The organism is Corynebacterium jeikeium, assembly GCA_003955985.1.
Classification (GTDB): domain Bacteria; phylum Actinomycetota; class Actinomycetes; order Mycobacteriales; family Mycobacteriaceae; genus Corynebacterium; species Corynebacterium jeikeium_D.
This window is the reverse complement of sequence record CP033784.1, coordinates 2,336,948-2,362,619: the sequence shown is the minus strand read 5'-3', so window position 1 is coordinate 2,362,619 and position 25,672 is coordinate 2,336,948. Positions and strand designations below refer to the sequence as shown.

Genomic DNA, 25,672 nt, shown 5'->3' with positions numbered 1-25,672 from the left:
AAGATATCTGCCTCGGCAAAGTGTCAGGGCTTTGTGGACTGCCGGACTTCGCCAGTGATTAATAAAGAAATCATAACTATTTAATCAAGAGTGTGAAGTGTGGAGGTCTCTCTACCTGCCCGCGCCTGGGGGTGGCCATTCGGCTACTCTCTGGTGTCTTTATGTAGGTGGGCTAGTGGCCGAAATGTTGATTGTCTAGTACCAAGTGGCCGACCGAGGCATTTTTGAATTGGTTCAAAAGGTGTAGTTCTAATGCGTTTAAATTGATCGCCGAAATCTTATTGTGGCGCCCATAATCGCTGGTCAGGGTCAATTAGATGTCGTATTTTCGCGTGGCAGAAATCGGTGAGATTCCATTTTTACTATGTGGATAATTGCTGCGGCCGTCGTAAAGCCAGTCGAAAATTTTCCATTACAAAACGCTGAATTTCGACTTACCTTTGCAGGTGTCAGTTCAAGTATTTCCTTACGAGTTGCTCGTCACATCCTGAAAGGATTTCGCCGTGAAGAAGACCCTGCTCTCCGGCTCCATTGCAGCCCTGGTTACCATGTCCTCGCTGGCTGTCGCCCCGATGGCCGAAGCTGCCCCAGCCCCTACCCCGGGCACCGTCGGTGGCACCTGCTCCGTTGAAGGCCAGTCCGGCCAGTCCCTGAAGATCACCGGCTCGAAGTTCGAGGTCGAAGGTACTGCGACTGTCGCTAACTACGGCGACACCGACCTGCCGCTGACCCAGACCCTGAAGGAGGGCAAGACCAAGTCCTGGAATGTCGGCGGTTCGGTCGACTTCGACCTGCTCAAGCTCTTCCATGTCACCTTTAGCGCCGGCTACCAGTCCACTCAGACCTGGGAAGTTGGCCAGACCCTCGGCCCGTACCCAGTCAAGCCTGGCTACACCGGTGTTCTGGAGTATGGCTTCCTGAACCAGTCCTTCGAAGGTACTCACCTGACCTGTAAGGGCGGAAAGTGGATCGACGCAGGTCGTCCGTACTGGGGCACCATCCCGAAGGAGCGCCACATTCGCGTTTCCATGCGCGCCAACGAAGCTGATCGCTCCGTCGACGGTGCTGCTCCGGCACAGGTCAAGGAGTACGCCGTCTAAGACGGGCTGAGCCTCTTTAAGACCTCGAAGCAGAAGGAAGTTTCTCCATGTTGAGCCTGAAAAAGAAGGCCCTGGCCTGCGCGGTGATGGGTGCAAGTCTTCTTGCACCAGGCATCGTTGGACAGGCCGCGGCGACCCCGCTGACCCAGACCCCTGACCAGGATGAGCACCACACCGGTTTCACCAATACGGATAAATGTGACCCGGTCAAGGATGCCAAGCGTCACCCCTGGGAACAGTGGATTACCGACGAATGGGACCGCTACAACGGCACTAACTCATTCACCAACCGCACTGACCGCCCTATTCAGTACACCCTCGAGGTGACAGAGGGAGTCAACGAGTCTGTGAAGGCCATGAGCTCCGGAAATATGTGGGACGTGTTCCTCCACGGGGTGAAGAACAAGTACGGCATCGTCGAGGTCAGTCAGTGGTCGGTTGGCGACAAGCTGGGCCCGGTGACCGTCAACCCCGGTGAGACCGTTCGCGCAGACTACGGCGTGCACATGAAGTCCTTCATTGGCCGTGTTCGCACCTGTGACCAGAAGACCGGCCTGTGGCGCGGTGAGCCCTACTTCGGTGAGTACAACGGCAAGGGGCCGTCGACTCGCTTCGTGGTCTGGCACAAGACCACCAAGGAGGGCGAGCACCGTCAGCAGTGGGCGCCTGTCAGCGGTAACTCCGGTGACGGCGGCCCGGCATCCGCCACGATTAACGACTAGGAGCAGTTATGAAAAAGCGTGTTGTCGCCATGTGCTTGACGACGGTCTTTGCGCTCGGACTCGGTGCTCCGACAGCGGTGGCCGCCCCGAATCCAGGAGCCGGTGAACCGTTCGCGCCGGAGGAGTGGGTACCAGTGCCCAAGCCGGCGGCAGTTGACCGCGGTCCGGCACCGGGAACCACTTGTGAAGCTCCGGGTTCGGTGGCTGAGTTCGTGGAAATCACCGGCTCTCGCTACGACGTTGAGGGCGTTGTTTCTACGAAGAATGACATCGGTGATGAGCCGATTCCGCTGACGCAGACCATCAAGGAGTCCAAGACCAAGAAGTGGTGGACCAATATCTCTGTCAGTGTGAAGGTCAGCAAGGAGCTCAACCGCAAGTACTCCTGGGAATACTCCCGAGAGATGGTTTGGAGCCTCGGGCAGAAGATCGGGCCATACGAAGTACGCAAGGGTGAAACTGGTCGTCTGAGCTGGGGATTCCTGGTTGACGAGTTCGCCGGACAGACTGTTCGCTGCAACGCCAACTCGAAGACGTGGGAGCCAATTGGGCGCACCTACTTCGGTGTGGCTCCGCGCGAGCGACATGTCGAGGTGACCATCCAGTAGTTACACAGTTCTCTCTCCACACTCAGCACGGGTAAAAGGGGCATATTCGCGAAAGTGAATATGCCCCTTTTTGCTATCCATCTCGGGCCTGCAAAGGCTCAATTCAGAGCCGCTAACCGGCCAAATCTCAGAGCCCCTGGTTATTCTGCGGCAGCGGATGCCGGCGGGTGGAAGCCTGCGTCTATTGCTTTCAGCGCCAGGTCCAGGCGAGAGGTAGCTCCAAACTTATTGAACATGCTGGAGAGGTGCTTCTTGATAGTGCCCGGCGACTTGCCGAGTTCCTTGGCGATGTCGTGGTTTGACTTACCGCGGCAGATCAGGCCGAGAACCTCTCGCTCGGCTTGAGTGATCCTGTATGAGGAAATGTTGCGGGACGGCAGGGTTTTAATCAGCCGAGTCGCAGAAATCGGTGAGATGACGGTGCCGCCCTGGAAAACATCTTCAACGGTGCCAATGACGGATTCCGGGCGGGCAGTTTTGAGAATGTAGCCATTTCCGCCGAGACTCAAGATTTTCAGCATTGTTTCATCGGTATCAAATGAGGTGATAGCGATGAATTTCGGTGGATTCTCCACCTTCTTAATGCGCTCAAGTAGCTCAACGCCGTCCATGTTAGGCATATGAATATCGGTCAAAACTACGTCAACGCCACCACGGGCAATAATGTTGAGAGCCTCGTGGCCATCGCTGGCTTCATCGACCACGGTGATATGCGGTGCCTTCTTGAAATAGGTTCGCAGCGTCGAGAGTACAAGTGGGTCGTCATCGACAATGAGAACCTTAATGTCAGACATCCGCGAACCTTTCATAGAAGTTATAAAAACCGAACAATATCTGTCATCGTGTGATATTACTACGCTAACCAGGACTTTTCGAGAGATATCTTCGTCACAGGCGGCTACTGCACCAATCTTACGCTAGCGTAACCTACTGGTTGGTAGGTGGCATGTGGAGTTTGCAATTCCACACATTTCCTTCTCGTTCTGACGTGATGGAACCGTCCCACGGTCGCACTCGCCGATGCAGTGAGGAAAGCCCCAAACCGCTCGAGAGCATCGCCCGCGGCAGAAAATGCGGTAGCGCCTTCGATATCTGATTGCTGATGTCGAGCGTGAAGCCATCTTCCTCGTTGCTCAGCGCCAGAATGTGAACGTTCGTTTGCGGTTCGCCGTACTTCTGAATGTTCGTGCAGAACTCCGACAGCGCCGGCGAGATAACCTCTGAAATCTGCGTCAAAGAGGGCTCGGTTTCAATCTTCGTGGCCAGCGAAACGTTAAACCCAGCTTCCTGCAGTTCATCCTTGGCCTGTTGAAGCACCCTGCTCATGCTGGGGACTCGCTCATCCTGGCCGATAGCGGAGGTCAAAGAACTCTCGTCGTCAGCTGATTTCAGCAATGAAAGCAACTGGCGAAGCTGTAGCAGGCCTTCTCGGGAGGTCTCTGCGATGTCCTCCAGGGATTCTTCAAGTTTTTCATCGGTCCCTTCTCGCTCGATGGCGAGCGCCTGCGCCAGCATGGTTACGCGAGTAAAGGACTTGGCAGTGGAGTCGTGCAGTACGGTCGCCAACTCAAGGCGTTGCTCTTCCAGAGCGCGGTTAGATTCAATCGTTGCCCGCCGGCGTTGTTCTTTGTAGCGACTGCGCATCATGCCGATGGCGTAGGCAATTACAAAAAGCAGTGTTGTCACAAAGGTCGCGACATGGTCACGTGCGAAAGTACTTGTGTTGACGTCGTAGTTTGAGATCACCAACAAGAGCAACGCAGTGATTCTCGCCGGCATCTTGTTGTTGTTAGCACGCATCACTTCCACGATGAGAAGCGCGCAGAAAATCTGCATTGGAGCCTGCTCTGTGGGAAGGAAAGTCAATGCCAAGAAATTCGCTGGGACAACCACCATGGCAAAAAGTGGCAGATAGGTCGCCACTGCAACAAGAATGACCTGAAGGCCACCGATAATGGTCGGCAACAACAGATCAGAGTTGCTCTCGCGGAAAATTAGCGCATCGAGAGCCGTGAGAACCAGCGCAATGACCATCTCCACTGACCCCGGAGTCCTCAGAAAGTCCCTTATCTGTGACAGCGATTTCTTAATCACTACGCCAAGACCTCTTTCCACACCACAACGCGGTCGTCTCTAACGGGATGCAGTAATCAATATGCAGTAATCAATATATTGTCAGTGCGGTTGAGAGTGCCATTTGCATGATTAATGCCGTGGCGCAGGGATCGTCGTAAAGCACAAAAAATCCGCCCGGGAAGAATAACCTCTCGGGCGGATTCCTGCTTACTTAGCGAGCGCTACTTACGTCGCGCCGATCCTGGCAGCGGAACTCCGTGCTGGTTGCGCGGAAGGTTCTTAGCGCTTGCCGACGGCGCCTGCGTCTCCTCGGCTGGGGTCTCAGTGGCCTGCTCGGTGGAGGTGGCATCTTCCGCCGACTGCTGTTCGGTAACCTCTGGTTGCGCCGGAGCCTGCTCTGCCTCTGGCTGAGCAGGAGCCTCCTGAGCTTCGGTTTCCTCTGCTGCCGGGGCAGGGGTGCTAGCGACTGGCTTGGCCTTGCGTGCGCCACCCGGGATTGGAGCGCCCTTGCGTGCGCCGCCCGGAACCGGAGCACCGGATGCGGTCTTCGGCTGCTCAGCTGCTGGCTGCTCGGACTCGGTGGCCGCTACTTCAGCAGCGGCTTCCTCGGCGGGAGCGGTTTTCTCGGCCTTCGGCTTCGCGGCCGGAGCTGCCTTCTTAGCGCCACCCGGAACCGGAGCGCCCTTGCGTGCGCCACCCGGAATCGGAGCGCCCTTCGTTGCCTTCGGAGCCTCAGTCGGAGCTTCGGTTTCTGCAGCTGCTGGCTCTGCCTGCGCGGCCGGTTTAGCGGCCTTGGCGCCGCCCGGAACTGGAGCGCCCTTCTTAGCGCCGCCTGGAACCGGGGCACCGCCCTTGGCACCGCCTGGCTTCGGAGCGCCGCCCGGAGCTGGAGCACCCTTCTTGGCACCGCCTGGGGTCGGGGCGCCGCCCTTTGCACCACCTGGAACCGGTGCGCCGGCCTTGGCACCGCCTGGCTTCGGAGCGCCACCCGGAGCAGGAGCACCCTTCTTGGCGCCACCCGGAGTTGGTGCGCCGGCCTTGGCACCGCCTGGCTTTGGAGCACCGCCTGGAGCTGGAGCGCCCTTCTTGGCACCACCTGGGGTCGGTGCGCCGCCCTTGGCGCCACCCGGCTTCGGAGCACCACCCGGCTTCGGAGCACCACCCGGAGTCGGAGCGCCACCCTTGGCAGCAGCGCCTGCAGCAGCACCAGCAGCTGCGGCACCAGCGCCGGCAGCGGATGCCTTCTCTGCCTTCTTCTTCTCGGCAGCCTCAGCCTTCTTGCGCTTAGCTTCCTCTTCCTCGAGGCGCTGACGCTCTTCCTCTTCAGCCTTCTTTGGATCGACCCAGCCACGCTCCGGCTGCTCAATCCACTCCGGTTCGCGTGCCTGCGGCAGCTCGCCGTCGACCTTCACGGAGTCGCGGAGCATCTGGGCGATGTCCAGGACCTCCGGCTTCTTCTCGTCGTCCTCGATGACGTTGTTGACGCCATCGTTCATCATCGTCTTACAGAACGGGCAGCCGATGGCAATTGCCTCAGCGCCGGTTCCGACAGCCTCTTCGGTGCGGTTTACGTTGATGCGCTGACCGATGGTCTCTTCCATCCACATGCGAGCGCCACCAGCACCACAGCAGAAGCCGGTGTTCTTATTACGCGGCATTTCGACGAGGTTGGCGCCGGACGCGCCAATCAGTTCACGCGGAGCCTCGAATACCTTGTTGTGGCGGCCCAGGAAGCATGGGTCGTGGTAGGTGACCTGGCGGCCCTGACCCGAAGCAACCGGCTGCAGGCGGTTAGCACGAACCAGCTTGTTCAGCAGCTGGGTGTGGTGGACAACTTCGTACTGTCCGCCCAGCTCCGGGTACTCGTTCTTGAAGGTGTTGAAGCAGTGCGCACAGGTGACGACAATCTTGCGCTGCTTCGGCGGCACACCGTCGAAGACCTCGTCGAGCTGCTCGATGTTCTGCTCAGCCAACATCTGGAAGAGGAACTCGTTACCAGCACGGCGAGCGGAGTCACCAGTACAACCCTCAGCCTGGGAGAGCACAGCGTACTTCACACCGGCGGTGTAAAGCATCTCTGCAACAGCCTTGGTGGTCTTCTTCGCATTGTCGTCGTAGGCACCGGCACAACCGACCCAGAACAGGTACTCGGTGTCGTCGAAGCTCTCGACATCCTCGCCCCAAATCGGGACAACGACGCCTTCCTTGCGGACCTCATTGATCCAGTCGGCGCGAGTGGAAGCGTTCTGGCCCCACGGGTTGCCCTTGGTTTCAAGGTTCTTGAACAGGCCAGCCAATTCGGTCGGGAAGTCCGACTCGACCAGAACCTGGTAACGACGCATATCGACGATGTGGTCGATGTGCTCAATGTCAACCGGACACTGCTCGACACAGGCGCCACAGTTGGTGCAGGACCACAGGACGTCCTGGTCGATGATGCCCTCATCGCCGTCGCCAACCAGCGGCTTGGTCAGGAGTGCTGCGCCAGCGCCTTCGCCCTCGCGAGCGGTTTCGATGGTCTCGCCAGCCAACAGGTACGGGGCAGAAGCGTAAGCGTGGTCACGCAGCTGGTTAACCAGCAGCTTCGGGGACAGCGGCTTGGAAGTGTTCCAGGCCGGGCACTGCTCCTGGCAGCGACCACACTCGGTACAAGAGGTGAAGTCCAGCAGAGCCTTCCAGGAGTGGTCGGTAACCACGCCGGTGCCCATGGAGTCAACCTCCGGGTCAGCCTCTTCCAGGTTCAGGATCTCGCCGTTAGAGGTCATCGGCTTAGCCCCAGCGAGGGCGTTGTAGCCGTCAGCGTTGCGCTTGAGCAGGATGTTGGCGAACGCCAGGAAGCGGTGCCATGCGACACCCCAAGTGAGGTTGCGGCCAACAACGAAGAGCCAGACCATACCGGACAGCAGCTTAATCAGCGCGAAGATGGACACCATGACTTCGGAGGCCGGCAGAATCTGTGCGATACCACCGGTGACGAAGTTCGCCCAGGTCCAGACCTCGGCGCCAGTGTGACCGTGGTCGCCGTAGGTAGCCAGCTTGGCAGCCTTGACGAACATCATGCCCAGGCCCTCGATGAGGACGACGGCCTCAACGAAGTAGGCAGCCTTGGCGTTGGATCCGTAGAAGCGGCTCAGACGCTCCTTGCCCAGGTTGGTCTGGCGGACGAGAATCAGTGCCAGGATGCCCAGGGTGGTGCCCAGGCCGAGCAGTTCGTCGATGAAGTGCCAGGCGGTCAGATTCCTGAGGATTGGCCAACCACCGGCTGGCCAGAAGGTCTGAATGTACGCCTCGAACCACACTAGGGAACCGAGGAGGAAGCCCACCATGACGAACCAGTGAGCCACAGCAACGCCGGGCTTCTTGGCCATCTTGGTGTGACCGACGATCTCTCGGATCATGGTCCAAATACGGGTTCCCCATTCACCGGTGTGACCGTACGTCTTTTGGCCCACCATGATGGTCTTCACCATATGGGTGAATCCCTTAATAAAGATGAACCAGCAGGGCAGGGACAACAGGACGCCAATAACGCCGACTGCGACGGTGAATCCGGTAGATTCCGGAATCGCCGTGTCAGCCGTCGCCGCGGCGAGGTTGAGCACGCTCATAATGTTCCTTCTAGGCTGGCTCAGCCAGGGTGATGGCTGAGTGAAAATAGTTCTCTTGTGAGTTCTATCACGAGCCGCGGACGCTTACCTAACTAATGTGCAAAATAGTGCTGAATTCATCGATACACGGTGTAACCAGCGGTTATTTGACGAATTACGCAAAAAAATCGTTGTTTTATTCGAGAGGGGTTCGAGGGGGTTGACGCCTTCGCTTGACGACGGCGCGCGGCACTTTCGTCGTCACGCATTTGTAGGCGGAAGTGGCGGCGGAGTTGCGTGTATGTAGTTGTCGAGTGTTGTCGATTCGATGTTTTGCGGACGCATTGTGGGGGTAGTGCTGGAGTGCAGGGGTGGGGCTGTGTTGCGAGGAGGAGAAGATGTTCGGTGGCGTGTTGATTTTTGAAGATTGACTGAAGCGGACATCTATTCACATGCGTTACATCCTTAACTTAAATAACAATAGTGACTTCTGTACCTGTGTTTTGGTGGATAATTTGCTATTGGATCCCGGGATTTGCTGGCAGTTAACGAAAAAGTCATTAAATGTAACTCACTTTTATGAATCCCAAGTGGATTTAAAAGCCTCTACGTCCGCAATTTACCTGGTAGGCGGCGTGCTATTTTGGTGGCGAAGAGAGTGCCTGGCCACCCCCGCGTAATTCTTATGTAGGCGCCATTTTGTGTAGCGCCTAGTATTAGCGGCGTGATACTGCGGATTTATCCGCCTGATTCTAAATGGCATGTGGGGTATGGATTTTTCCGTGCCACTTTTCTTGAGAGGGACTTTAATGGCGCGATCTTTCCGTGCAATCGCTATGGCTGGAGCTGGCCTTATTCTTACTGCGAGTGCGGTCTTTGGCTCGGGCGCAGTGGTAAACGCCAATCCGGTCAGTGCAGTCGCAGTCAAGGCGTTCAATAGCTCGCTTGCGACTCCAGTGGTGGTTTCCCCGGTCGGACGTGCAGCTGCGGAGACTGCGTTACTTGATCCTCAGGTGCCGATTATTGTGCTCGGGGCCCGTCTCAATCCCGACTGCAGTGCTCCTGCTGTGTTGACGTCCCGATTGGAAACTGCACGTTCGCTGGCGCTGCGTCATCCGCTTAACCCGGTCGTCGTCACGGGTGGTCGTACTCGGCCGGGCTGCCAGACTGAGGCTGAGTACATGCGTGATGCGCTTGCATCTATGGGAGTGTGGAAGCGACGAATCACGATGGAAACAAACTCAGACTCCACCGTTGAAAACGCGGCAGGCACTGCATACCTTGCAGGATCGGGAGCCCGTGGCGTTCGTGCTGCTGTCATTGTGACTTCTCCAACGCACACACCGCGTGCACGAGACACCTATGCTGCCGCCGACAACTCGGCTCTGTGGCTGGCAGTCCCGTCGACTGTGAACTAGCAGTTTCTAGGAATTGGTGAAGTTTGCCTCGCGCTTTTCAGTGAAAGCGGCCATGCCTTCCTTCTGGTCATTGGAGGAGAACAGGGAGTGGAAGGTGCGACGCTCAAAGAGCAGTCCCTGCGACAGCGTCATTTCGTAGGCCTGGTTGATCTGTTCCTTAATCTGGGTAGTGGCAACCAGAGACTTCGACGCAATGGTGTCGGCGACTTTCAGGGCCTCGTCGAGAAGCGCGTCCGGCTCGACGACGCGGGCGACCAGACCTGCGCACTCAGCTTCCTCGGCACCCATCATGCGGCCGGTGAGGCACATCTCCATTGCCTTAGCCTTGCCGATTGCGCGGGTGAGACGCTGCGAGCCGCCCATGCCCGGAGAGATGCCGAGGTTGACCTCAGGCTGACCGAACTTGGCCTTAGCGCCAGCGATGATGAAGTCCGCCATCATAGCGACCTCGCAGCCACCGCCCAGGGCGTAGCCGTTGACGGCGGCGATAACTGGAGTGCGGACGGAAGTCAGAACATCCCAACGTGCGAACCAGTCAGAGGCATACATCTCGGTGCCGGACTTGTCCGCCATCTCCTTAATGTCCGCACCTGCGGCAAACGCCTTCTCGGAGCCGGTGATGATAATCGCGCCGATTCCCGAGTCGTTGTCGAAAGCGGTGGCTGCTGCGCCGATCTCTTCCATGGTCTTGTGGTTCAGGGCGTTCAGTGCCTTCGGGCGGTTCAGGGTGATAATGCCGACGCGACCTCGGGTTTCGGTAAGGATGTTTTCGTAGGTGGTCATTAGATACTCCTTTGGGATGGCTTGAGTTTGGTGAAAGTTGTGTATGTAGCCCGCAATTCCAAAATCTGAAGAACGTGGCTGCGGCTTGAAAAGTCTTTCCTGTATGCGAGGGTACCTGCGGTAGCGGGTGTCGTCAGGCTGTTTGAGCTGATAGGTGCAGGGTGGGGCGAGTTGGTGTCTTTTAGTGCTCGATGTGCCGGTGGCCATATTGGCTAACTAGACAGCTTTGTCTATATACTTCGCTTTATGTCGAACAAGAACACCGCAAACACGCACGAACTATGGGACATTGCTCGCAAGCTTCGGGAAAACCACACCTATGTTGACTTGACTCACGCGTTTCACGCCGGTCAGCCGAAATTCCCTGCGCTTCCCGACGAACAGCGAACACGGCTTTTCACCGTTGCTGAGCATGGATTTGAAATCGACCAGTATCAGTTTGTTGGCCAGTGGGGTACGCATGTGGATCCGCCTGTGCATTTCGTCCAAGAGACGAGAACTCTTGACAATATTGGCGTCGAGCAGATGATCCTGCCTTTGGTCGTCCTAGATTTCACTGCTGAAGTCGCTCGGGATAATGATTTCTCCCCTTCGATTGCTGATGTCGAGGCGTGGGAGGAACGCAATGGTTTGATTCCGGGCGGTGCATTTGTCGCATTTCGCAGTGACTGGTCAAAGCGGTGGCCTGACGCTGAGGCAATGGCCAATGCGGATGAAGAGGGCGTGACTCACTACCCAGGATGGAACGTTGAGGTTGTCGAATGGTTGATAGACAACCGTGGCGTTGTGGCGATTGGGCACGAGACCACTGATACGGACCCCGGCATCGTGGCTCATGGTGGCAGCTTGCCGACGGAACTCTATCTATTAGGGCGTGACCGATGGCAGATTGAACTTCTGGCTGGGCTCGACCAGGTGCCGGAAACGGGGGCTCTCGTGGTTGTCTCCTGGCCGAAGCCAAAGGATGGGACGGGGTTCCCAGCTCGAGTTTTTGCTGTTTTGCCAGTGTAATCCTCCCACTGCCTTCGAACGGTTTTCGAATACGCCATAAAGCTTCGCCTAACTCAATCCGAGCCTAGATGCGTGATTCAGCCGTCATTGTTTGAGAGCTTTGCATTGTCCGTTCACTGCGTCGACCGAAACGACGAGCCGACAGCACGGATTATCCTCCGGCGTGCATTGTCAAGATCGGCCGGCTCTATGTGCTCGCATGGGGTGAGCTCTGTGAAGGCATGGGCGGCAGTGCCGCGGTGAAGGCGGATTCCCGAGTGGCAATCCGCCTGTGGTCTTAACCTCGCTTACGCAGTGAAACTACCAATGCGGCAATACCGGTCAGCGCGCCCACGAGGCCGAGCCCCAGGCCCCAGCCGCCAAGCGTGCTGCTCGAATCCTCGCTGGTAGCAGCTGCGGAATGCTCCACGTCGTCTGAGCGGCTATCGCCGTGGTTTGTCTCGCTGGTGCCATGGTTGTGGCTGTGGTCGTGGCCGTGGCTATGTTCATTGTCTTCCGACTTCTCAATCAGCTCCACAGTTGGAACCGGGTAGTCACTATCGTGGTCCTTTTCAGCCCAGTTCATCGAACCCTTTTCACAGGTTTGCAGCGTCGGCACCTCAACTGTCGACGGCTTTGCGTCATCAGCCACCTTCACGCTGAGCGTCAGAGAATCCTTCAGGTCCGACGGCAGTGGAGTCTTTGCGGTGTAGATGACCTTCTGCACCTTTTCATTCTTGCCAGAGCCGGTCGACTCCTTGGTGACATCCCAGTTCGCGTTCACGTTCGGCGTAACCTTTTCGAACTCCTCCGGGATGGTGAACTCGACCTTCGTCGTCGGCGAACCGTCGCAGCCATGGCCGACCCCGAAAGCCAGATCCGCGTAGCCGCCAATCGGGGCAGACGACGGGGTTGCATGCACATGTGCGGATGCAATGGCAGGGAAGGCGAGGGTTAGTGCGGCGCTTGCCGACGCTACTGCGAGCCCACGGAAAAAGGGGAAATGGTGTCGCTGTGCATTCTGAGGCACGAAAAACTCCTAAATAAGTGGGATGAATTCTTGGCTCAATCGCCCCGTAAATGGGGAGAATTTAGACATGTATTAGTGGAGCCGCCAGAGCTGATTCGGTGTCAGGCCATGGGGTAACAAGGGCATGGCCTGTTGATGAGCCGGTGGCTGCAAAACACGTCAGGGGATTAGTCGGTTCGCTGTGCAGGAAAGTTCCCAGGGCTAGTGCTAGGAAATTCTTTGTCCCCCTGGAGTCCAGAGGCAGGATTCTGTATAGAAAATTGCGCTGTCGGCTACCGTGAGTGGCTTTAGAGCATAGTCTTGTAAAAATCTTTTATCGCGGTGACCTGCGGTGATGACGGTTTTTTTAGAAAAGTTGAGTCGGGTTGGAATAACTTTGTCCCATAGTCCGTTGCATAGCATGACAAACATTGAGTCGGACACACTCAAGTTTGCTTGACAGATTTTCTACGGCAATGCAGACTTGAGCGCGTAAGACTTAAGGGCAATTCTTTTACTCTTCTAGAAAGGTGTTCATCATGGGACGCGCTGTTGGTATTGACTTGGGTACGACGAACTCCTGTGTCTCCGTCCTCGAGGGCGGCGAGGCTCAGGTGATTGCGAACGCTGAGGGTTCGCGCACCACTCCGTCGGTGGTTGCATTTGCAAAGAATGGTGAGGTCCTGGTTGGCCAGTCCGCTAAGAACCAGGCTGTCACTAACGTTGATCGCACTATTCGTTCGGTCAAGCGCCACATGGGTACTGACTGGAGCATCGAGATTGATGACAAGAAGTACACTCCGCAGGAGATTTCCGCTCGTACGCTGATGAAGCTGAAGCGCGACGCTGAGTCTTACCTGGGTGACGACGTCACTGATGCGGTTATTACCGTTCCGGCTTACTTCAACGACGCTGAGCGTCAGGCAACCAAGGAAGCGGGTCAGATTGCTGGCCTGAACGTCCTGCGCATTGTCAATGAGCCGACTGCTGCTGCACTTGCTTACGGTCTGGAGAAGTCCGACAAGGAGCAGACCATTCTGGTCTTCGACCTCGGTGGCGGTACCTTCGACGTCTCCCTGCTGGAGATCGGCGACGGTGTTGTTGAGGTTCGCGCAACTGCTGGTGACAACAAGCTCGGTGGCGATGACTGGGATCAGCGCATCGTTGACTGGTTGGTTGAGAAGTTCCAGTCCAGCAACGGCATTGACCTGACCAAGGACAAGATGGCTCTGCAGCGTCTGCGTGAGGCTGCTGAGAAGGCCAAGATTGAGCTGTCCTCCTCGCAGCAGGCATCTATCAACCTGCCGTACATCACCGTTGATGCTGACAAGAACCCGCTGTTCCTGGACGAGACCCTGTCCCGTACTGAGTTCCAGCGCATCACCTCTGATTTGCTTGACCGCACTCGTAAGCCGTTCCAGCAGGTCATTGCTGACGCTGATGTTTCGGTTTCCGACATTGACCACGTCGTGCTGGTCGGTGGTTCCACCCGTATGCCGGCAGTCTCCGAGCTGGTCAAGGAACTGACCGGTGGTCGTGAGCCGAACAAGGGCGTTAACCCGGACGAGGTTGTCGCAGTTGGTGCTGCTCTGCAGGCCGGCGTTCTGCGCGGTGAGGTCAAGGACGTGCTGCTGCTCGACGTCACCCCGCTGTCGCTGGGTATTGAGACCAAGGGCGGTGTCATGACCAAGCTGATCGAACGCAACACCACTATCCCGACCAAGCGTTCGGAGACCTTCACCACTGCTGAAGACAACCAGCCGAGCGTTCAGATTCAGGTCTTCCAGGGCGAGCGTGAGATGGCTGCAGCTAACAAGCTGCTGGGCTCTTTCGAGCTGGGCGGTATCGCTCCGGCACCGCGTGGTGTCCCGCAGATTGAGGTCACCTTCGACATCGACGCCAACGGCATTGTCCACGTCACCGCTAAGGACAAGGGCACTGGTAAGGAAAACACGATCACCATCCAGGACGGCTCCGGCCTCTCCAAGGAGGAGATCGACCAGATGATCAAGGACGCTGAGAAGCACGCTGACGAGGACAAGAAGCGCCGCGAGGAGCAGGAAGTCCGCAACTCGGCTGAGTCCATGGCTTACCAGACCCGCAAGTTCGCATCGGAGAACGAGGACAAGGTTTCCCAGGACATCCGCGACCGCGTTGAAGAGGCCGCCAAGGAAGTCGACGAGGCTCTGAAGGGCTCCGACATCGAGGCCATCAAGTCCGCCGTCGAGAAGCTGTCCACCGAGAGCCAGGAGATGGGTAAGGCTATCTACGAGGCTCAGGCAGCTGAGGGTGCAACCGCAGCCGAGGGTGCTGAGGCCGCTGACGCTGACGACAACGTCGTTGACGCTGAGGTCGTCGACGAGGACGAGAAGGACAAGTAAGAATGACTGACCAGGATCAGGGAAACCAGCCCACCCCGGAGGAGCCGGCCAACCTGGCCGATCAGGTCAACGAGGTCTTCGAGCAGGCCAAGCTTGACGACGACGTGGAGCCGGCGACCGAAAATGCCGCCGGCGACACCGCCGCGGAGGAAGCTGCAGACCCAGTTGCAGCCATCCAGCGTGAGTTGGATGAGCGCACGGAGGACCTGCAGCGCCTGTCGGCGGAGTTCGCAAACTACCGTCGTCGAGTTGACCGAGACCGTGAAGCCGAGCGCGTACAGGCGAAGGCAAAGCTGGCTGGAGAACTGCTGGTTTTGGCTGATGACCTCGACCGGGCTGAAGAGCACGGCGACTTGGCAGACGGCACCCCGCTGAAGGCTTTCGCGGATAAATTCCGCGGCGTGCTGACCGCACAGGGTGTTGAGGAATTTGGTGCCGCAGGAGAGGAGTTCAACCCGGACATCCACGAGGCTGTCCAGGATCTCTCCGAAGGGGATGACAAGGTTCTAGCCAATGTGCTGCGCAAGGGCTACCGAATTAATGACCGTGTCATTCGTACGGCGATGGTAATCATCGGCGATCCGCAGTAGCGGAGACACAAGTGACGCAGATTTCTTTGAATTAGTTTTTCTGAAAGGAGGAGATGCACCATGACTCAACGGGAATGGGCAGATAAGGACTATTACGCTGACTTGGGCGTCTCTAAGTCTGCGTCACTCGACGAGATTAAAAAGGCCTACCGCAAGTTAGCCCGGGAGAACCACCCGGATAAGAACCCGGGTAACAAGGCCGCTGAAGATAAGTTCAAGCGAATCTCCGAGGCATACTCGGTGGTCGGTGACGAGGACAAGCGCCGCGAATACGATGAGCTGCGTGCAGCTCTCGCAGGTGGTTTCCGATTCCCCGGTGCCGCAGGTGCCGGCGGAGCCGGTGCTGCCGGTGCACGTGGATTCGACTTCGACGTGTCAGATCTCTTCGGCGGAGGTGCCGGATTCGGTGGCAATGCTGGTGGTGCAGGTGGCCTAGGTGATTTCCTGGGCGGCTTCGTAAACCGCAATGGTGGCGCTGGTGCTGCCGGGCGGCAGAAGGCCCGCCGTGGTGCGGATGTGGAGACAGAGATTACGCTCGATTTCCGCGAGGCCGCCCAAGGTGTCACCATCCCGCTGCAGCTCACCAACCCGTCGCCATGCACGAACTGCAATGGTTCGGGCGCAGCGCCGGGAACCTCGCCGGTGACGTGTACCACCTGTCATGGTTCGGGATATGTCAAGGAACAAAAGGGGGCCTTCGGCTTCTCCAGTCCGTGTGTGGACTGTGGTGGTCAGGGCACTCGCATCGAGAACCCCTGCTCGCAGTGTAACGGCACCGGTGTGACCACCCGCCGTCGTACCATCACCGTTCGCGTCCCCGCAGGTGTGGTGGACGGCCAGAAGGTCCGTCTTGCTGGCCAAGGTGAAGCGGGACTGCGGGGACGTCCGGCCGGTGACCTCTTTGTCACCGTTCATGTTCGCCCGGATGAAGTCTTCACCCGCAGCGGCAACGACCTTGAGGTCACGGTGCCCGTGAGCTTCGGCGAGCTCGCACTCGGCGGCACTATTACTGTGCCGACGTTGGGCGACAAGATTCGCGTGCGTGTCCCGGCTGGCACAGCCGATGGCCGAACACTGCGTGTGCGCGGTCGAGGAATCCCGAAGCGCAATGGCACTCCGGGTGACCTGTTGGTAACCGTGCGTGTGAAGGTGCCGACCAATTTGGATGACAATGCCACTTCGGCATTGCGCTCCTACGTCGAAGCGGAACGTGCTAGCGGGTTCAATCCTCGTGAGGGTTGGGCAGGTGCGAAATAATGTCCGACAACACTGAGGTCTATGTCATATCCGTAGCCGCGAATCTCGCGGGCATGCATGCGCAGACGCTGCGTAATTATGACCGACTCGGGTTGGTAACTCCGCAGCGAACCTCCGGCGGAGGTCGGCGCTACACCAAACGCGATGTGGCGCTGCTGCGTGAGATTCAGCGTCTGAGTCAGGAAGACGGCGTCAACCTGGCCGGTATTAAGGCCATCATCGACCTGACTGAGCGGGTGGATTCGCTTGAGCAGGAAAATGCAGAACTGCGAGAGCAGCTCTATCAAGCAAAGGCACAGGCTCGTCGTTCGCGAGGCGAACTGGTTCACGTCCCACGCTCTACGGCAGTGGTGATGTGGGAGCCGCGCACGCGGCGCGGGCGCAGAGGTGATCGTGGCGGGGAAGGATAACTCACACGGGTGATTGAACGGACTAAGCAGCGTCGGCTGGTTAGTCCGTTTTCTCTTGGCTTGTTAATTTGGGCCGCGGATAAGCAACTGTTGATCTGAGACGCCGGTCAGCTATCAGTTAGCCACCGGTTGGTCTCGCGAGTGAAAACTTCATCGTCAAAGTAGTGTTCGATGTGTGGGTTGCCCTGAACGTGCCGATACTTTTGAGGAATATCCTGCACGGGAGTGACCATGAATTCGGCCAAGTCTCGCATGGACAGGCCACGCTCACTCAGGTTGAGTGCGTACGCGCCGAAGTCTTTATCCGCCGGGTTTTTCCCATGAATCCCCAGTTCGGCAGGAATCCGAATGGGGTCCATCGGGGACGTCGCCACCGCCACACGGTGGCTATTTTCATATTCGGGTCGGGCTGTACCGTCCGGCTTGAGCAGTTTCATGTCGTTTGCACGCTCCAGTCCAGGGCCAACACCTGGCGGAGCTATGAGCAGCACCCTATCCGCGTAGAGGCCACTACCAAGGGAGGCCTGCGAGACCACCGTCGCCCCATAGCTATAGCCGGCGACAACGTGCCGCTGAGTAGGAGACTGGGCATGGGCGGTAGCGCCACCGGCAACTGCAGTGTCACCGCTATCGACACCACCGGAACGCTCAATCAAACCGGCTTGCAAGTGCTGCAGCCGCTCTGCAGCAAAATTGTGATACTCGGTGCGTATGGCCTCACGGAGGTTGGGTGGCGCGTCATAGGAAAACAACACCACCGCCACATCCTCCGGATTTCCACCGGCGGCGTGGAAGGTCGCGGCTACACGCTCGAACTGCTTGCTAGCGTCCTCCGCGCTAGAGCTGGTACCGGGGACGAGAGTGATCACAGTCGATGCTCGCTCAACGTCACCGAACGCAATCGCAGAATGTCCAGGCGAGGACTCCAATAGTTGTCCAGGAGGCAGCCCCAAAGCCCTGGCGCGAGCGGACATGGCGGCATCTATCTCTGATAGCGGGCTACTCGAATACGCCCCAGCCCATCCGCTCCCAACTTCCAAGTCCCAACCACCGTCAATCTCTTTGTCGCTAGTGGTGCCAGTACCACGACCAGCCTGCGATGGCTGCAATCTACCCGAGCCACTAGCTCCGCTTGCCACCAGTGGTGAAAGAGCTGAGATTGCGCCCGCCGCCTTCTCATCGAGTCGGTTGAGTTCAGCCAAGGCCGACTGAATCCGAAGCTGCGAGGTTGCACGCCATTCGGCCATGGTGAAAGGCCCGGAAGGAATTTTGGGATGAACGAGGCTGCGCGCAATCGTAGACAGCATGCCCTCCGGCGGAGTCACCGCACCAGAAACCAGATTCACCTGAAACCCCAGGTTGGTTGCCTGGTTTACCGCGTCGGTAAGTTCGCGGATGACGTCGTTAAGCATGGCGGCGGTATCGCTGCAGCAGGCGGCGAGACGTTCGAGCGCTACGCTGCTCCGGCGCAGACGCGTGGAGCTGTGGGTGACAGAAGCCTCGGCGGCGCTGCGGTTGTCGCCGGCGAAGTCATCCTCTGAAAGCGCGTTGAGTGCGCCCTGGGAACTGTCGGCGGAATCGGTGAGGGCGCGCGCCCCGGAACGCAGCGCCCGGGCGAGGATCTCCAGCGAATCCACACGCCACAGCAGCGCTTCGCCTACCGTGACCATGACGGCTTTTCCAAGGCGGCGGACTGGTCATGCTCGTGCGCGAGAGCGCTGACCGCGAGGGCATCGGCAGCCTGCGCAACAACGTCGATGTTTGTGCACGCGGCAAGCAATGATTCCGACCACTTCCCACAAGTAGTGGAGGCAGCGGGGACAATCCGTGAGCCGGGCAGGGCAGAGGTGAGGTCGGCACTTCCCGGGGCAGCTGCGACGATGGTGGAAAGACCATCAATACGAGTGGAGATCTGCTGGTAAGAGCGGCTTAAGGCGGATAGTTGAGCTGGATTGACTGTGATGTGTTCGGCCATGTTTTTGATTCTGCTGGGTGGCGAAAGGCAGCGGAAGAGCATCTTCAGCGAACTGTGGATAACTCTGAGCGATAGCAACGCACGGCGACGTCCTGTGGATAACTTCAGGACAGTCAATCCGGGGGAGCCGGTAACATTTAGGCATGCGTATTGCACTGGCTCAGTTGGAATTGTCAGCATCGGTTGAAGAGAATCTGGACGCGGTAAAGGTGACTATCGCGCGAGCAGCACAGGACAACGCCGATTTGGTGGTCTTCCCCGAGGCCACGATGAAGGCGTTCAATTCCGGTCGCCTGGATGCCGTGGCGGAGTCCAGCAGCGATAGGTTCGTAGCGGAGGTCTCGCAGGCCGCTCACGATGCCGGAATCAGCGTGGTAGTCGGCATGTTCCGCCCGGCAGATGAAGTGGAGCGCGACGGTAAGACGATGCACCGTGTCTTCAATTCGCTGCTCCTGGCTTGGCGTGATGAGGACGGCCCCGGTGTCGAGTTCTACGACAAGCTCCACCTCTTCGACGCTTTCGGGTTTCGCGAATCCGATACCGTCGCGCCGGGCAACGCGCACGTGGTGTGTGATGTCCCGCTTGTCGACGGATCGTCGGTCGCCCTCGGCCTTGCGACATGCTTTGACATCAGGTTTCCGGAGCAATTCATTCAACTGGCCAACCTGGGCGCGGAGGTCATCGCGCTGCCTGCATCGTGGAATGATGGTCCGGGCAAGGTGACGCAGTGGCAGACTCTGGTCTCGGCGCGTGCGCTGGATAGCACTTGTGTGATTGCAGCAGTTGATGCGGCCCGGCCTGGCGGGGCTAAGGCAGCGGGGAAGGATGAGGGGCCAACTGGCGCGGGGCACTCCATGCTGGTCAATGCGGACGGCGGGGTTATTGCCTCGGCGGGCTACAGCCCGCAGTTGCTTGTCGCCGATGTTGATATAGCGGAGGTGGAGCGGATTCGCCGCTCGATTCCGGTGCTGGAGATTCGCGATCAGGGCTAGCTGGGAAGCAATGAAGAGGGCCGAGCCGAGCTGAAAGCAGGAGTGGGGGAGCGAAGATTGCGGGATATTAGCCTATAGTTCTACCGATTCGGGCGAAGTCCTTTATATTTCTTATCATGCTGCTCCACATCCTCTGGGTCATTGGAATTACGGCCGAAGGCGTCACCGGTGCGCTGGCGGCCGGTCGAATGCGCATGGATCTCTTTGGGGTTTCAACAATTGCGTGCATGACTGCCATCGGCGGTGGCACCCTGCGAGATGTCATTCTCGGCCACTATCCGTTGGTGTGGGTTGCAAGCCCACAATATTTGCTGGTTATCGTCGGTGCCGCACTGATCACGGTGCTGTTGGCCGACTTCCTGATGAAGCACTTCCGAGTCGTGTTCTTGGTCGCTGACGCGATCGGTTTGTCGGCGTTTTCCATCATCGGTGCCCGCGTGGCCATGGAGATGGGGCACGGTGTCATCATCGCTATTGTCGGCGCCGTTCTTACCGGTGCGTTTGGAGGTGTGCTCCGCGACCTGATGTGTGACCGCGTCCCACTGGTGTTCCAAAAGGAGCTCTATGCCTCCATCGCAGTCGTCGCGGCGACGCTTTACTACGTGCTCGACATGGTTGGCCTGCACGAGAGCATCAACATTATCTGCGCTGTACTGTCGGCGCTGTTCATTCGACTAGCGGCGCTGTGGCGTGGCTGGTCGCTGCCGGTATTTGACTACCAGGGGCGCGATTAAAAAAAACTCCCGCACCAAGAAAAACCTGGTGCGGGAGTTTTTAGTTGCGCTAGCGGCTACCTAGAGGCGCCCACAAGCGCAGATGCACAGCGAAGCGCAAATGCACAGCGGACGATTAGGAAATCGAAGCCTCGTAGATGCCCTTGACGGACTCAGCCATGGTTGCGTTGAACTCTTCGTCGGACTGCTGAGCGGACAGGCCCTCAGACAGTGCACGGGAGAAGGAAGCAATCATGCCGTGGTTGCGGGACAGACGCTCGTTGGCGTCCTCGCGCTCGTAGCCACCGGACAGGGCGACAACGCGCATGACCTTCGGGTGCTCAATCAGCGGCTTGTACAGGTCATCCTTGGTCGGGATGGAAACCTTGATCATGACCTTCTGGTCATCAGCCAGGTCATCCAGGCCAGCGAGCAGCTCGCGCAGGACGATGTCCTCAGCCTCTGCCTTGTCAGCAGCGTTGATGTCGACCTCCGGCTCCAGGATCGGAACCAGACCGTGGGACAGAACCTGCTTGCCGAACTCGAACTGCTGGGCAATGTTGGCCTTGATGCCCTCTTCGTTTGCCTCGGCAATGAAGGAACGCATCTTGGTACCGAAGATGCCCTTAGCGACAGCGCGCTCCAGCAGCTCATCCAGGCCCGGGCACGGCTTCATAAGCTGAACGCCGTTTTCCTTGTCTGCCAGGCCCTTGTCAGTCTTCAGGAACGGGACGATGCCCTTCTTTTCCCACAGGTACTGAGCGGTCGGGATTCCCTCGATGTCGCGATCCATGGTCTGCTCGAAGAGAATCGCGCCAATAATCTGCTCAGAGTTGAAGGACGGGGAAGTGATGATGCGGGTACGCATCTCGTGAACCAGGTCGAACATTTCATCTTCGTTCGAGTACTGATCCTCGTTGATGCCGTACAGGCGCAGCGCCTTCGGGGTAGATCCACCGGACTGGTCGAGAGCGGCGATGAAGCCCTTGCCCTCAGTCATCTGACGTGCCTGCTCGATGTTCATTCGAGTCCTTTCGTGAGAATGAAGGAATGTCACCTACCAGGGTAACCAAAACAATATGAGTGCGCTGCCCGCCCATCACTCACATGGGGGAAGTTGAATCCGGCGGGAGTGTGCTGGTGAGGACGTCGGGCGGTGTGTCGGAGTGTGTTCGCACGTGGTTTCTGGAGCTTTCCAACGTTTTCTAGTGCTTTCCGGCGCGCTACTACGCTTAACGACGCTGCCGAGCTCAATCCTTTTTGCTATAGATGTGGTGTGAATCACAGTCGGAAATTGAAAAATTTGAAGTTGAGTGGAACAGACTCAAGGCTGAGTGCGTTATGGGTAGTGAATGACAAAGTTGAGTCAAAGGGGCGCAAGTTATGAGTTTTACACCAACAACTAAGACTGGAGAAGTTCTCCAGGAAGCTATGAAGGCCGCGACCAACGCGGGTAACCCGGATATCCGGCCTGGGCACATTCTGGTAGCACTGCTGGAGCAAAAGGAGGGTATTGCGGCTCCACTGCTTGAAGCAGCGGGCGTTAATCCTTCTGGGGTTTTGACCCGCGCTAAGGAGCTGGTCGCGGGGTACCCGTCGGCAAGCGGGGCGAATATGGCGAACCCGCAGTTTAATAGGGACGCTGTTAATGCACTGAACGCCGCCGAGGAGCTGGCGGGGGAGCTGGGAGACGAGTACGTTTCCACGGAAATTCTGCTTATCGGTGTAGCAACTGGCCAGTCGGAGGCGGCAACTGTGCTGCAGTCGGCGGGTGCTACTGCCGAGGCGTTAAAGGGTGCGCTGGCTAGCGTGCGTGGATCGAGGAAGGTAACAACGGAAAATCCGGAAGAGCAGTACCAGGCTCTGGAAAAGTATGCGACGGACTTAACCGCGCGGGCACGTGAGGGCAAGATTGACCCAGTTATCGGCCGCGATGCGGAGATTCGTCGCGTGGTACAGGTCTTGAGTCGTCGTACCAAGAACAATCCGGTGCTCATTGGTGAGCCGGGCGTTGGTAAGACGGCCATTGTAGAGGGGCTGGCACGACGCATTGTTGCAGGTGATGTGCCGGAATCTCTGAAGGGCAAGACGCTGATGAGCCTGGATCTGGGCTCTATGGTCGCCGGTGCGAAGTACCGCGGTGAGTTCGAGGAGCGCCTGAAGGCGGTTCTGGACGAGATTAAGGAGTCCGACGGTCAGATTATTACCTTCATCGATGAGATTCACACCATCGTTGGCGCTGGCGCCACGGGTGATGGCTCGATGGATGCGGGCAACATGATTAAGCCGATGCTGGCTCGTGGTGAGCTGCGGCTGGTCGGTGCGACGACCCTGGATGAGTACCGCAAGTACATCGAGAAGGATGCTGCGCTGGAGCGTCGTTTCCAGCAGGTCTTTGTCGGTGAGCCGAGCGTTGAGGACGCCATTGGTATTCTGCGTGGTCTGAAGGAGCGCTACGAGGTCCACCACGGTGTTCGCATCCAGGACTCCGCGCTGGTGGCTGCAGCAACGCTGTCGGACCGCTACATCACATCCCGCTTCCTGCCGGATAAGGCTATCGACCTGGTTGATGAGGCCGCATCGCGTCTGCGTATGGAGATTGACTCCTCGCCGGAGGAAATCGACTCCGCGGAACGCATCGTGCGCCGCCTCGAAATCGAGGAAATGGCCCTGGAGAAGGAAACTGACATCGCGTCGAAGGAACGCCTGGACAAGCTCCGTGAGGAACTTGCAGATGAGCGCGAGAAGCTCAACGCTCTGAAGACTCGCTGGCAGAACGAGAAGTCCTCGATTGATGATGTCCGCTCCGTCCGCGAAGAGCTCGATGCCCTGCGCACTGAGTCCGAAAAGGCTGAGCGCGAAGGTGACTACGGGCGCGTCGCAGAGCTGCGTTACGGACGCATCCCTGAGTTGGAGAAGAAGCTGGAGGCCGCCGAGGAATCGGTCGCTGACGCAGAGGAAAACTCCATGCTCAAGGAGGAGGTCACGCCTCAGGAAGTCGCTGAGGTTGTCTCCGCCTGGACGGGTATCCCGGCTGGCAAGATGATGCAGGGTGAGACCGAGAAGCTGCTCGAAATGGAGCTCAACCTCGGCCGTCGCGTTGTTGGTCAGAATGCCGCTGTGGAGGCTGTCTCCGATGCCGTCCGCCGTTCGCGTGCGGGTGTTGCCGATCCGAACCGTCCGACTGGTTCCTTCCTGTTCCTCGGTCCAACTGGCGTTGGTAAGACAGAGCTGGCCAAGGCGCTGGCGGAGTTCCTCTTCGACGATGAGCGTGCGATGGTGCGCATCGATATGTCCGAGTACGGCGAGAAGCACTCTGTCGCTCGTCTGATTGGTGCTCCTCCCGGATACGTCGGCTACGACGCTGGCGGTCAGCTCACCGAGGCTGTTCGTCGCCGTCCGTACACCGTCGTGCTTTTCGACGAGGTCGAGAAGGCTCACCCGGACGTGTTCGATGTGCTCCTGCAGGTGCTCGATGAGGGTCGCCTGACCGATGGTCAGGGCCGAACCGTGGACTTCCGAAACACGATTCTGATTCTGACCTCCAACCTCGGTGCTGGTGGTACGCATGAGCAGATCATGGATGCGGTCAAGATGGCCTTCAAGCCGGAGTTCATCAACCGTCTCGACGATGTAGTGATCTTCGATCCGCTGACCTCCGAGCAGCTGCGCGGCATTGTGGACATTCAGGTTCGCAACCTGGCAGAACGCCTGGAGGCACGTCGTCTGGTGCTGGATGTCTCCGATGAGGCACTGGATTGGCTGTCGGAGCGCGGCTACGACCCGGCCTACGGCGCCCGTCCGTTGCGTCGTCTGGTGCAGAAGGCAATCGGCGATGAGCTGGCACGTCGACTGCTCGCCGGTGATGTTCGCGATGGTGACCGCGTAGAGGTCACGGTTGCTGACGATAGCGAGTCGCTGAAGGTTGTCGGCTATGACGAGGATGGCGTAGCCCGAATCTAGGGCGCCTGATACTCAGGGCGATAACTGCTGAGCAGGTTGTCTGTTTGTTGGGGCGGTTTGAGAGAGTTTTCTCCTGAACCGCCCCTTTTTTGTGCCTTTATTGTCCGGGTTTATGTGTCTTGTGACCGACCGTGTGTGCTTGTTGCATTCCGGTCAGTCTGGAGTGCGCCGGTATAGTGCGCAAATATGACTAACTTTCAGTGGCGACCAGCGACAGACTCCGACCTCCCCTTCATTGCCTGGATGGACGAACTAACGGAAACATTCGGAGATGAAAGTCAGCCACTGCCGGAAGATTATGTAGTCACGAGGCGTCAGTACGTCGACCAGTGGGACGCGAGTCAGGGCGGGGTTATCCTTTTCGCCACTTCGCTTGACGACGCTGACCTCGAGTCGCTCAGTAGCGACATGACCCGCACTGACCCATTTGAACCGAGGGTTTCTCGCGAGGCTACCTACAGTGCGGCCGCCATTAAGACGGAATGGTTGGAGCGCGGGGATTCGTCGTCAAGCGAAGAGCACGAGAGCTATGAAGTGCCGGTGGGGGCAGCCTGGCTGCGTACGTTTACGCAGGACGATCCGGGGTACGGGTTTGTGGAAAATCGGATTCCTGAGGTAGCGATTGCGCTGCGTCCGGGTGTTGTTGGGCGCAGGCTGTCGCAGCCGATGATTGCAGGACTCCTTGAGTATGCGCGTGAGCTGGGGTACCCGGGGGTTAGTCTGGCTGTCCATGATGCCAACCCGCGGGCGGCGAAAGCCTATGTGAAGGCGGGATTTGAGCTAGTGGGGCGCTCGAGCTTCCCGGACCATGATGTGATGGTGGTGCGGTTTTAGGTTTTCGGCGTGCAGTTTTTGGTGGGGGCTGCGCGGGTTGGTGGGGGCTGCGCGGGTGGTGAGGGACTGCGCGAGTTGGTGGGGTTTTCAGGGCGGATGGTGGGGTGTTTAGGCGCTGGAAGCGAGGCAGCGTTTCGGAAAAAGGTTCGAAAAAGTTGACTTAGGGGGTTGTGGTGTGTCGAATGGGTGTGCGATAATGTGGGGGAGGGAAATTAGTTAGTCCATTTGGGGATTCGGATTGCTAGCGTTTTAAAAGGGGTGGGG

The 25,672-nt window shown here is 58.2% G+C and carries 21 protein-coding genes; 13 read left to right on the top strand and 8 right to left on the bottom strand.

What is annotated here, in order from left to right; translation table 11 throughout:
- The first annotated feature begins 503 nt into the window (after window positions 1–503).
- From EGX79_10445 to EGX79_10435, 3 genes are read left to right on the top strand one after another with little or no spacing between them, the layout of a single operon-like run.
- Entirely contained in the window at window positions 504–1,100 is a 597-nt protein-coding gene (locus EGX79_10445) for a hypothetical protein (GenBank protein AYX82557.1), read from the top strand.
- Window positions 1,101–1,147: 47 nt separating this feature from the next.
- Window positions 1,148–1,822, top strand: coding sequence for a hypothetical protein (locus tag EGX79_10440; protein AYX82556.1), 675 nt, complete (start codon window positions 1,148–1,150; stop codon window positions 1,820–1,822).
- A gap of 8 nt (window positions 1,823–1,830) precedes the next feature.
- Window positions 1,831–2,430, top strand: coding sequence for a hypothetical protein (locus EGX79_10435; GenBank protein ID AYX82555.1), 600 nt, complete (start codon window positions 1,831–1,833; stop codon window positions 2,428–2,430).
- Between the two features lie 140 nt (window positions 2,431–2,570).
- On the opposite strand, the gene EGX79_10430 is transcribed toward EGX79_10435, so the two are convergent.
- The 3 genes from EGX79_10430 to EGX79_10420 all read right to left on the bottom strand — a co-directional run bounded on the left by EGX79_10430 (window position 2,571) and on the right by EGX79_10420 (window position 8,114).
- A complete protein-coding gene (locus tag EGX79_10430) occupies window positions 2,571–3,224 on the bottom strand; it encodes a DNA-binding response regulator (GenBank protein AYX82554.1) in 654 nt (217 codons plus the stop codon).
- Window positions 3,225–3,357: 133 nt separating this feature from the next.
- Window positions 3,358–4,524, bottom strand: coding sequence for a hypothetical protein (locus EGX79_10425; GenBank protein ID AYX82553.1), 1,167 nt, complete (start codon window positions 4,522–4,524; stop codon window positions 3,358–3,360).
- Between the two features lie 203 nt (window positions 4,525–4,727).
- Window positions 4,728–8,114 carry a 4Fe-4S dicluster domain-containing protein gene (locus EGX79_10420; protein ID AYX82552.1) on the bottom strand — a complete coding sequence of 1,129 codons (3,387 nt, stop codon included), beginning with the start codon at window positions 8,112–8,114 and terminating at the stop codon, window positions 4,728–4,730.
- Window positions 8,115–8,902: 788 nt separating this feature from the next.
- On the opposite strand from EGX79_10420, the gene EGX79_10415 reads away from it, so the two are divergent.
- A complete protein-coding gene (locus tag EGX79_10415) occupies window positions 8,903–9,511 on the top strand; it encodes a YdcF family protein (protein AYX82551.1) in 609 nt (202 codons plus the stop codon).
- Window positions 9,512–9,517: 6 nt separating this feature from the next.
- On the opposite strand, the gene EGX79_10410 is transcribed toward EGX79_10415, so the two are convergent.
- A complete protein-coding gene (locus EGX79_10410; GenBank protein ID AYX82550.1) occupies window positions 9,518–10,294 on the bottom strand; it encodes an enoyl-CoA hydratase in 777 nt (258 codons plus the stop codon).
- A 246-nt stretch (window positions 10,295–10,540) separates the two neighbouring features.
- On the opposite strand from EGX79_10410, the gene EGX79_10405 reads away from it, so the two are divergent.
- Complete coding sequence (locus EGX79_10405) at window positions 10,541–11,305, top strand: cyclase family protein (protein ID AYX82549.1); 765 nt, start codon at window positions 10,541–10,543, stop codon at window positions 11,303–11,305.
- A 277-nt stretch (window positions 11,306–11,582) separates the two neighbouring features.
- Here the strand turns inward: EGX79_10405 and EGX79_10400 are convergent, their stop codons facing one another.
- A complete protein-coding gene (locus EGX79_10400; protein ID AYX82548.1) occupies window positions 11,583–12,314 on the bottom strand; it encodes a DUF1775 domain-containing protein in 732 nt (243 codons plus the stop codon).
- Window positions 12,315–12,832: 518 nt separating this feature from the next.
- On the opposite strand from EGX79_10400, the gene dnaK reads away from it, so the two are divergent.
- From dnaK to EGX79_10380, 4 genes are read left to right on the top strand one after another with little or no spacing between them, the layout of a single operon-like run.
- A complete protein-coding gene (gene dnaK, locus EGX79_10395; GenBank protein ID AYX82547.1) occupies window positions 12,833–14,674 on the top strand; it encodes a molecular chaperone DnaK in 1,842 nt (613 codons plus the stop codon).
- A gap of 2 nt (window positions 14,675–14,676) precedes the next feature.
- Entirely contained in the window at window positions 14,677–15,264 is a 588-nt protein-coding gene (gene grpE, locus EGX79_10390; protein ID AYX82546.1) for a nucleotide exchange factor GrpE, read from the top strand.
- A gap of 60 nt (window positions 15,265–15,324) precedes the next feature.
- Complete coding sequence (dnaJ, locus tag EGX79_10385; protein AYX82545.1) at window positions 15,325–16,521, top strand: molecular chaperone DnaJ; 1,197 nt, start codon at window positions 15,325–15,327, stop codon at window positions 16,519–16,521.
- Window positions 16,521–16,931, top strand: a complete 411-nt coding sequence (locus EGX79_10380; GenBank protein ID AYX82544.1) for a MerR family transcriptional regulator — start codon at window positions 16,521–16,523, stop codon at window positions 16,929–16,931. Before dnaJ ends, EGX79_10380 begins: the two co-directional genes overlap by 1 nt.
- Window positions 16,932–17,038: 107 nt before the next feature.
- Here the strand turns inward: EGX79_10380 and EGX79_10375 are convergent, their stop codons facing one another.
- Together EGX79_10375 and EGX79_10370 are read right to left on the bottom strand one after the other, a co-directional pair.
- Window positions 17,039–18,601 carry a hypothetical protein gene (locus EGX79_10375; protein ID AYX82543.1) on the bottom strand — a complete coding sequence of 521 codons (1,563 nt, stop codon included), beginning with the start codon at window positions 18,599–18,601 and terminating at the stop codon, window positions 17,039–17,041.
- Window positions 18,589–18,906, bottom strand: a complete 318-nt coding sequence (locus EGX79_10370) for a hypothetical protein (GenBank protein AYX82542.1) — start codon at window positions 18,904–18,906, stop codon at window positions 18,589–18,591. Before EGX79_10370 ends, EGX79_10375 begins: the two co-directional genes overlap by 13 nt.
- A gap of 143 nt (window positions 18,907–19,049) precedes the next feature.
- Here EGX79_10370 and EGX79_10365 point away from each other — a divergent pair, with 143 nt between their 5' ends.
- Window positions 19,050–19,898: a carbon-nitrogen hydrolase family protein gene (locus EGX79_10365; protein AYX82541.1), complete on the top strand. Its 849-nt coding sequence runs from the start codon at window positions 19,050–19,052 to the stop codon at window positions 19,896–19,898.
- Between the two features lie 116 nt (window positions 19,899–20,014).
- Entirely contained in the window at window positions 20,015–20,632 is a 618-nt protein-coding gene (locus EGX79_10360; protein AYX82540.1) for a trimeric intracellular cation channel family protein, read from the top strand.
- A gap of 115 nt (window positions 20,633–20,747) precedes the next feature.
- Here the strand turns inward: EGX79_10360 and EGX79_10355 are convergent, their stop codons facing one another.
- On the bottom strand, window positions 20,748–21,635 hold the full coding sequence (locus tag EGX79_10355) for a fructose bisphosphate aldolase (GenBank protein AYX82539.1): 888 nt from the start codon (window positions 21,633–21,635) through the stop codon (window positions 20,748–20,750).
- A 359-nt stretch (window positions 21,636–21,994) separates the two neighbouring features.
- On the opposite strand from EGX79_10355, the gene clpB reads away from it, so the two are divergent.
- Window positions 21,995–24,574, top strand: coding sequence for an ATP-dependent chaperone ClpB (gene clpB / locus EGX79_10350; protein ID AYX82538.1), 2,580 nt, complete (start codon window positions 21,995–21,997; stop codon window positions 24,572–24,574).
- A gap of 186 nt (window positions 24,575–24,760) precedes the next feature.
- Window positions 24,761–25,408 (top strand): GNAT family N-acetyltransferase, encoded by a 648-nt coding sequence (locus EGX79_10345; GenBank protein AYX82537.1) that lies wholly within the window; start codon window positions 24,761–24,763, stop codon window positions 25,406–25,408.
- Window positions 25,409–25,672: the final 264 nt, after the last annotated feature.

What these genes read in the sequence shown, in the direction of transcription:
- EGX79_10440 (AYX82556.1), top strand. Translation starts at nt 1,148, where the DNA reads ATGTTGAGCCTGAAAAAGAAGGCCCTGGCCTGCGCGGTGATGGGTGCA.
- EGX79_10435 (AYX82555.1), top strand. Translation starts at nt 1,831, where the DNA reads ATGAAAAAGCGTGTTGTCGCCATGTGCTTGACGACGGTCTTTGCGCTC.
- EGX79_10430 (AYX82554.1), bottom strand. Translation starts at nt 3,224, where the DNA reads ATGTCTGACATTAAGGTTCTCATTGTCGATGACGACCCACTTGTACTC.
- EGX79_10420 (AYX82552.1), bottom strand. Translation starts at nt 8,114, where the DNA reads ATGAGCGTGCTCAACCTCGCCGCGGCGACGGCTGACACGGCGATTCCG.
- EGX79_10415 (AYX82551.1), top strand. Translation starts at nt 8,903, where the DNA reads ATGGCGCGATCTTTCCGTGCAATCGCTATGGCTGGAGCTGGCCTTATT.
- EGX79_10410 (AYX82550.1), bottom strand. Translation starts at nt 10,294, where the DNA reads ATGACCACCTACGAAAACATCCTTACCGAAACCCGAGGTCGCGTCGGC.
- EGX79_10405 (AYX82549.1), top strand. Translation starts at nt 10,541, where the DNA reads ATGTCGAACAAGAACACCGCAAACACGCACGAACTATGGGACATTGCT.
- dnaK (AYX82547.1), top strand. Translation starts at nt 12,833, where the DNA reads ATGGGACGCGCTGTTGGTATTGACTTGGGTACGACGAACTCCTGTGTC.
- grpE (AYX82546.1), top strand. Translation starts at nt 14,677, where the DNA reads ATGACTGACCAGGATCAGGGAAACCAGCCCACCCCGGAGGAGCCGGCC.
- dnaJ (AYX82545.1), top strand. Translation starts at nt 15,325, where the DNA reads ATGACTCAACGGGAATGGGCAGATAAGGACTATTACGCTGACTTGGGC.
- EGX79_10380 (AYX82544.1), top strand. Translation starts at nt 16,521, where the DNA reads ATGTCCGACAACACTGAGGTCTATGTCATATCCGTAGCCGCGAATCTC.
- EGX79_10375 (AYX82543.1), bottom strand. Translation starts at nt 18,601, where the DNA reads ATGGTCACGGTAGGCGAAGCGCTGCTGTGGCGTGTGGATTCGCTGGAG.
- EGX79_10370 (AYX82542.1), bottom strand. Translation starts at nt 18,906, where the DNA reads ATGGCCGAACACATCACAGTCAATCCAGCTCAACTATCCGCCTTAAGC.
- EGX79_10365 (AYX82541.1), top strand. Translation starts at nt 19,050, where the DNA reads ATGCGTATTGCACTGGCTCAGTTGGAATTGTCAGCATCGGTTGAAGAG.
- EGX79_10360 (AYX82540.1), top strand. Translation starts at nt 20,015, where the DNA reads ATGCTGCTCCACATCCTCTGGGTCATTGGAATTACGGCCGAAGGCGTC.
- EGX79_10355 (AYX82539.1), bottom strand. Translation starts at nt 21,635, where the DNA reads ATGAACATCGAGCAGGCACGTCAGATGACTGAGGGCAAGGGCTTCATC.
- clpB (AYX82538.1), top strand. Translation starts at nt 21,995, where the DNA reads ATGAGTTTTACACCAACAACTAAGACTGGAGAAGTTCTCCAGGAAGCT.
- EGX79_10345 (AYX82537.1), top strand. Translation starts at nt 24,761, where the DNA reads ATGACTAACTTTCAGTGGCGACCAGCGACAGACTCCGACCTCCCCTTC.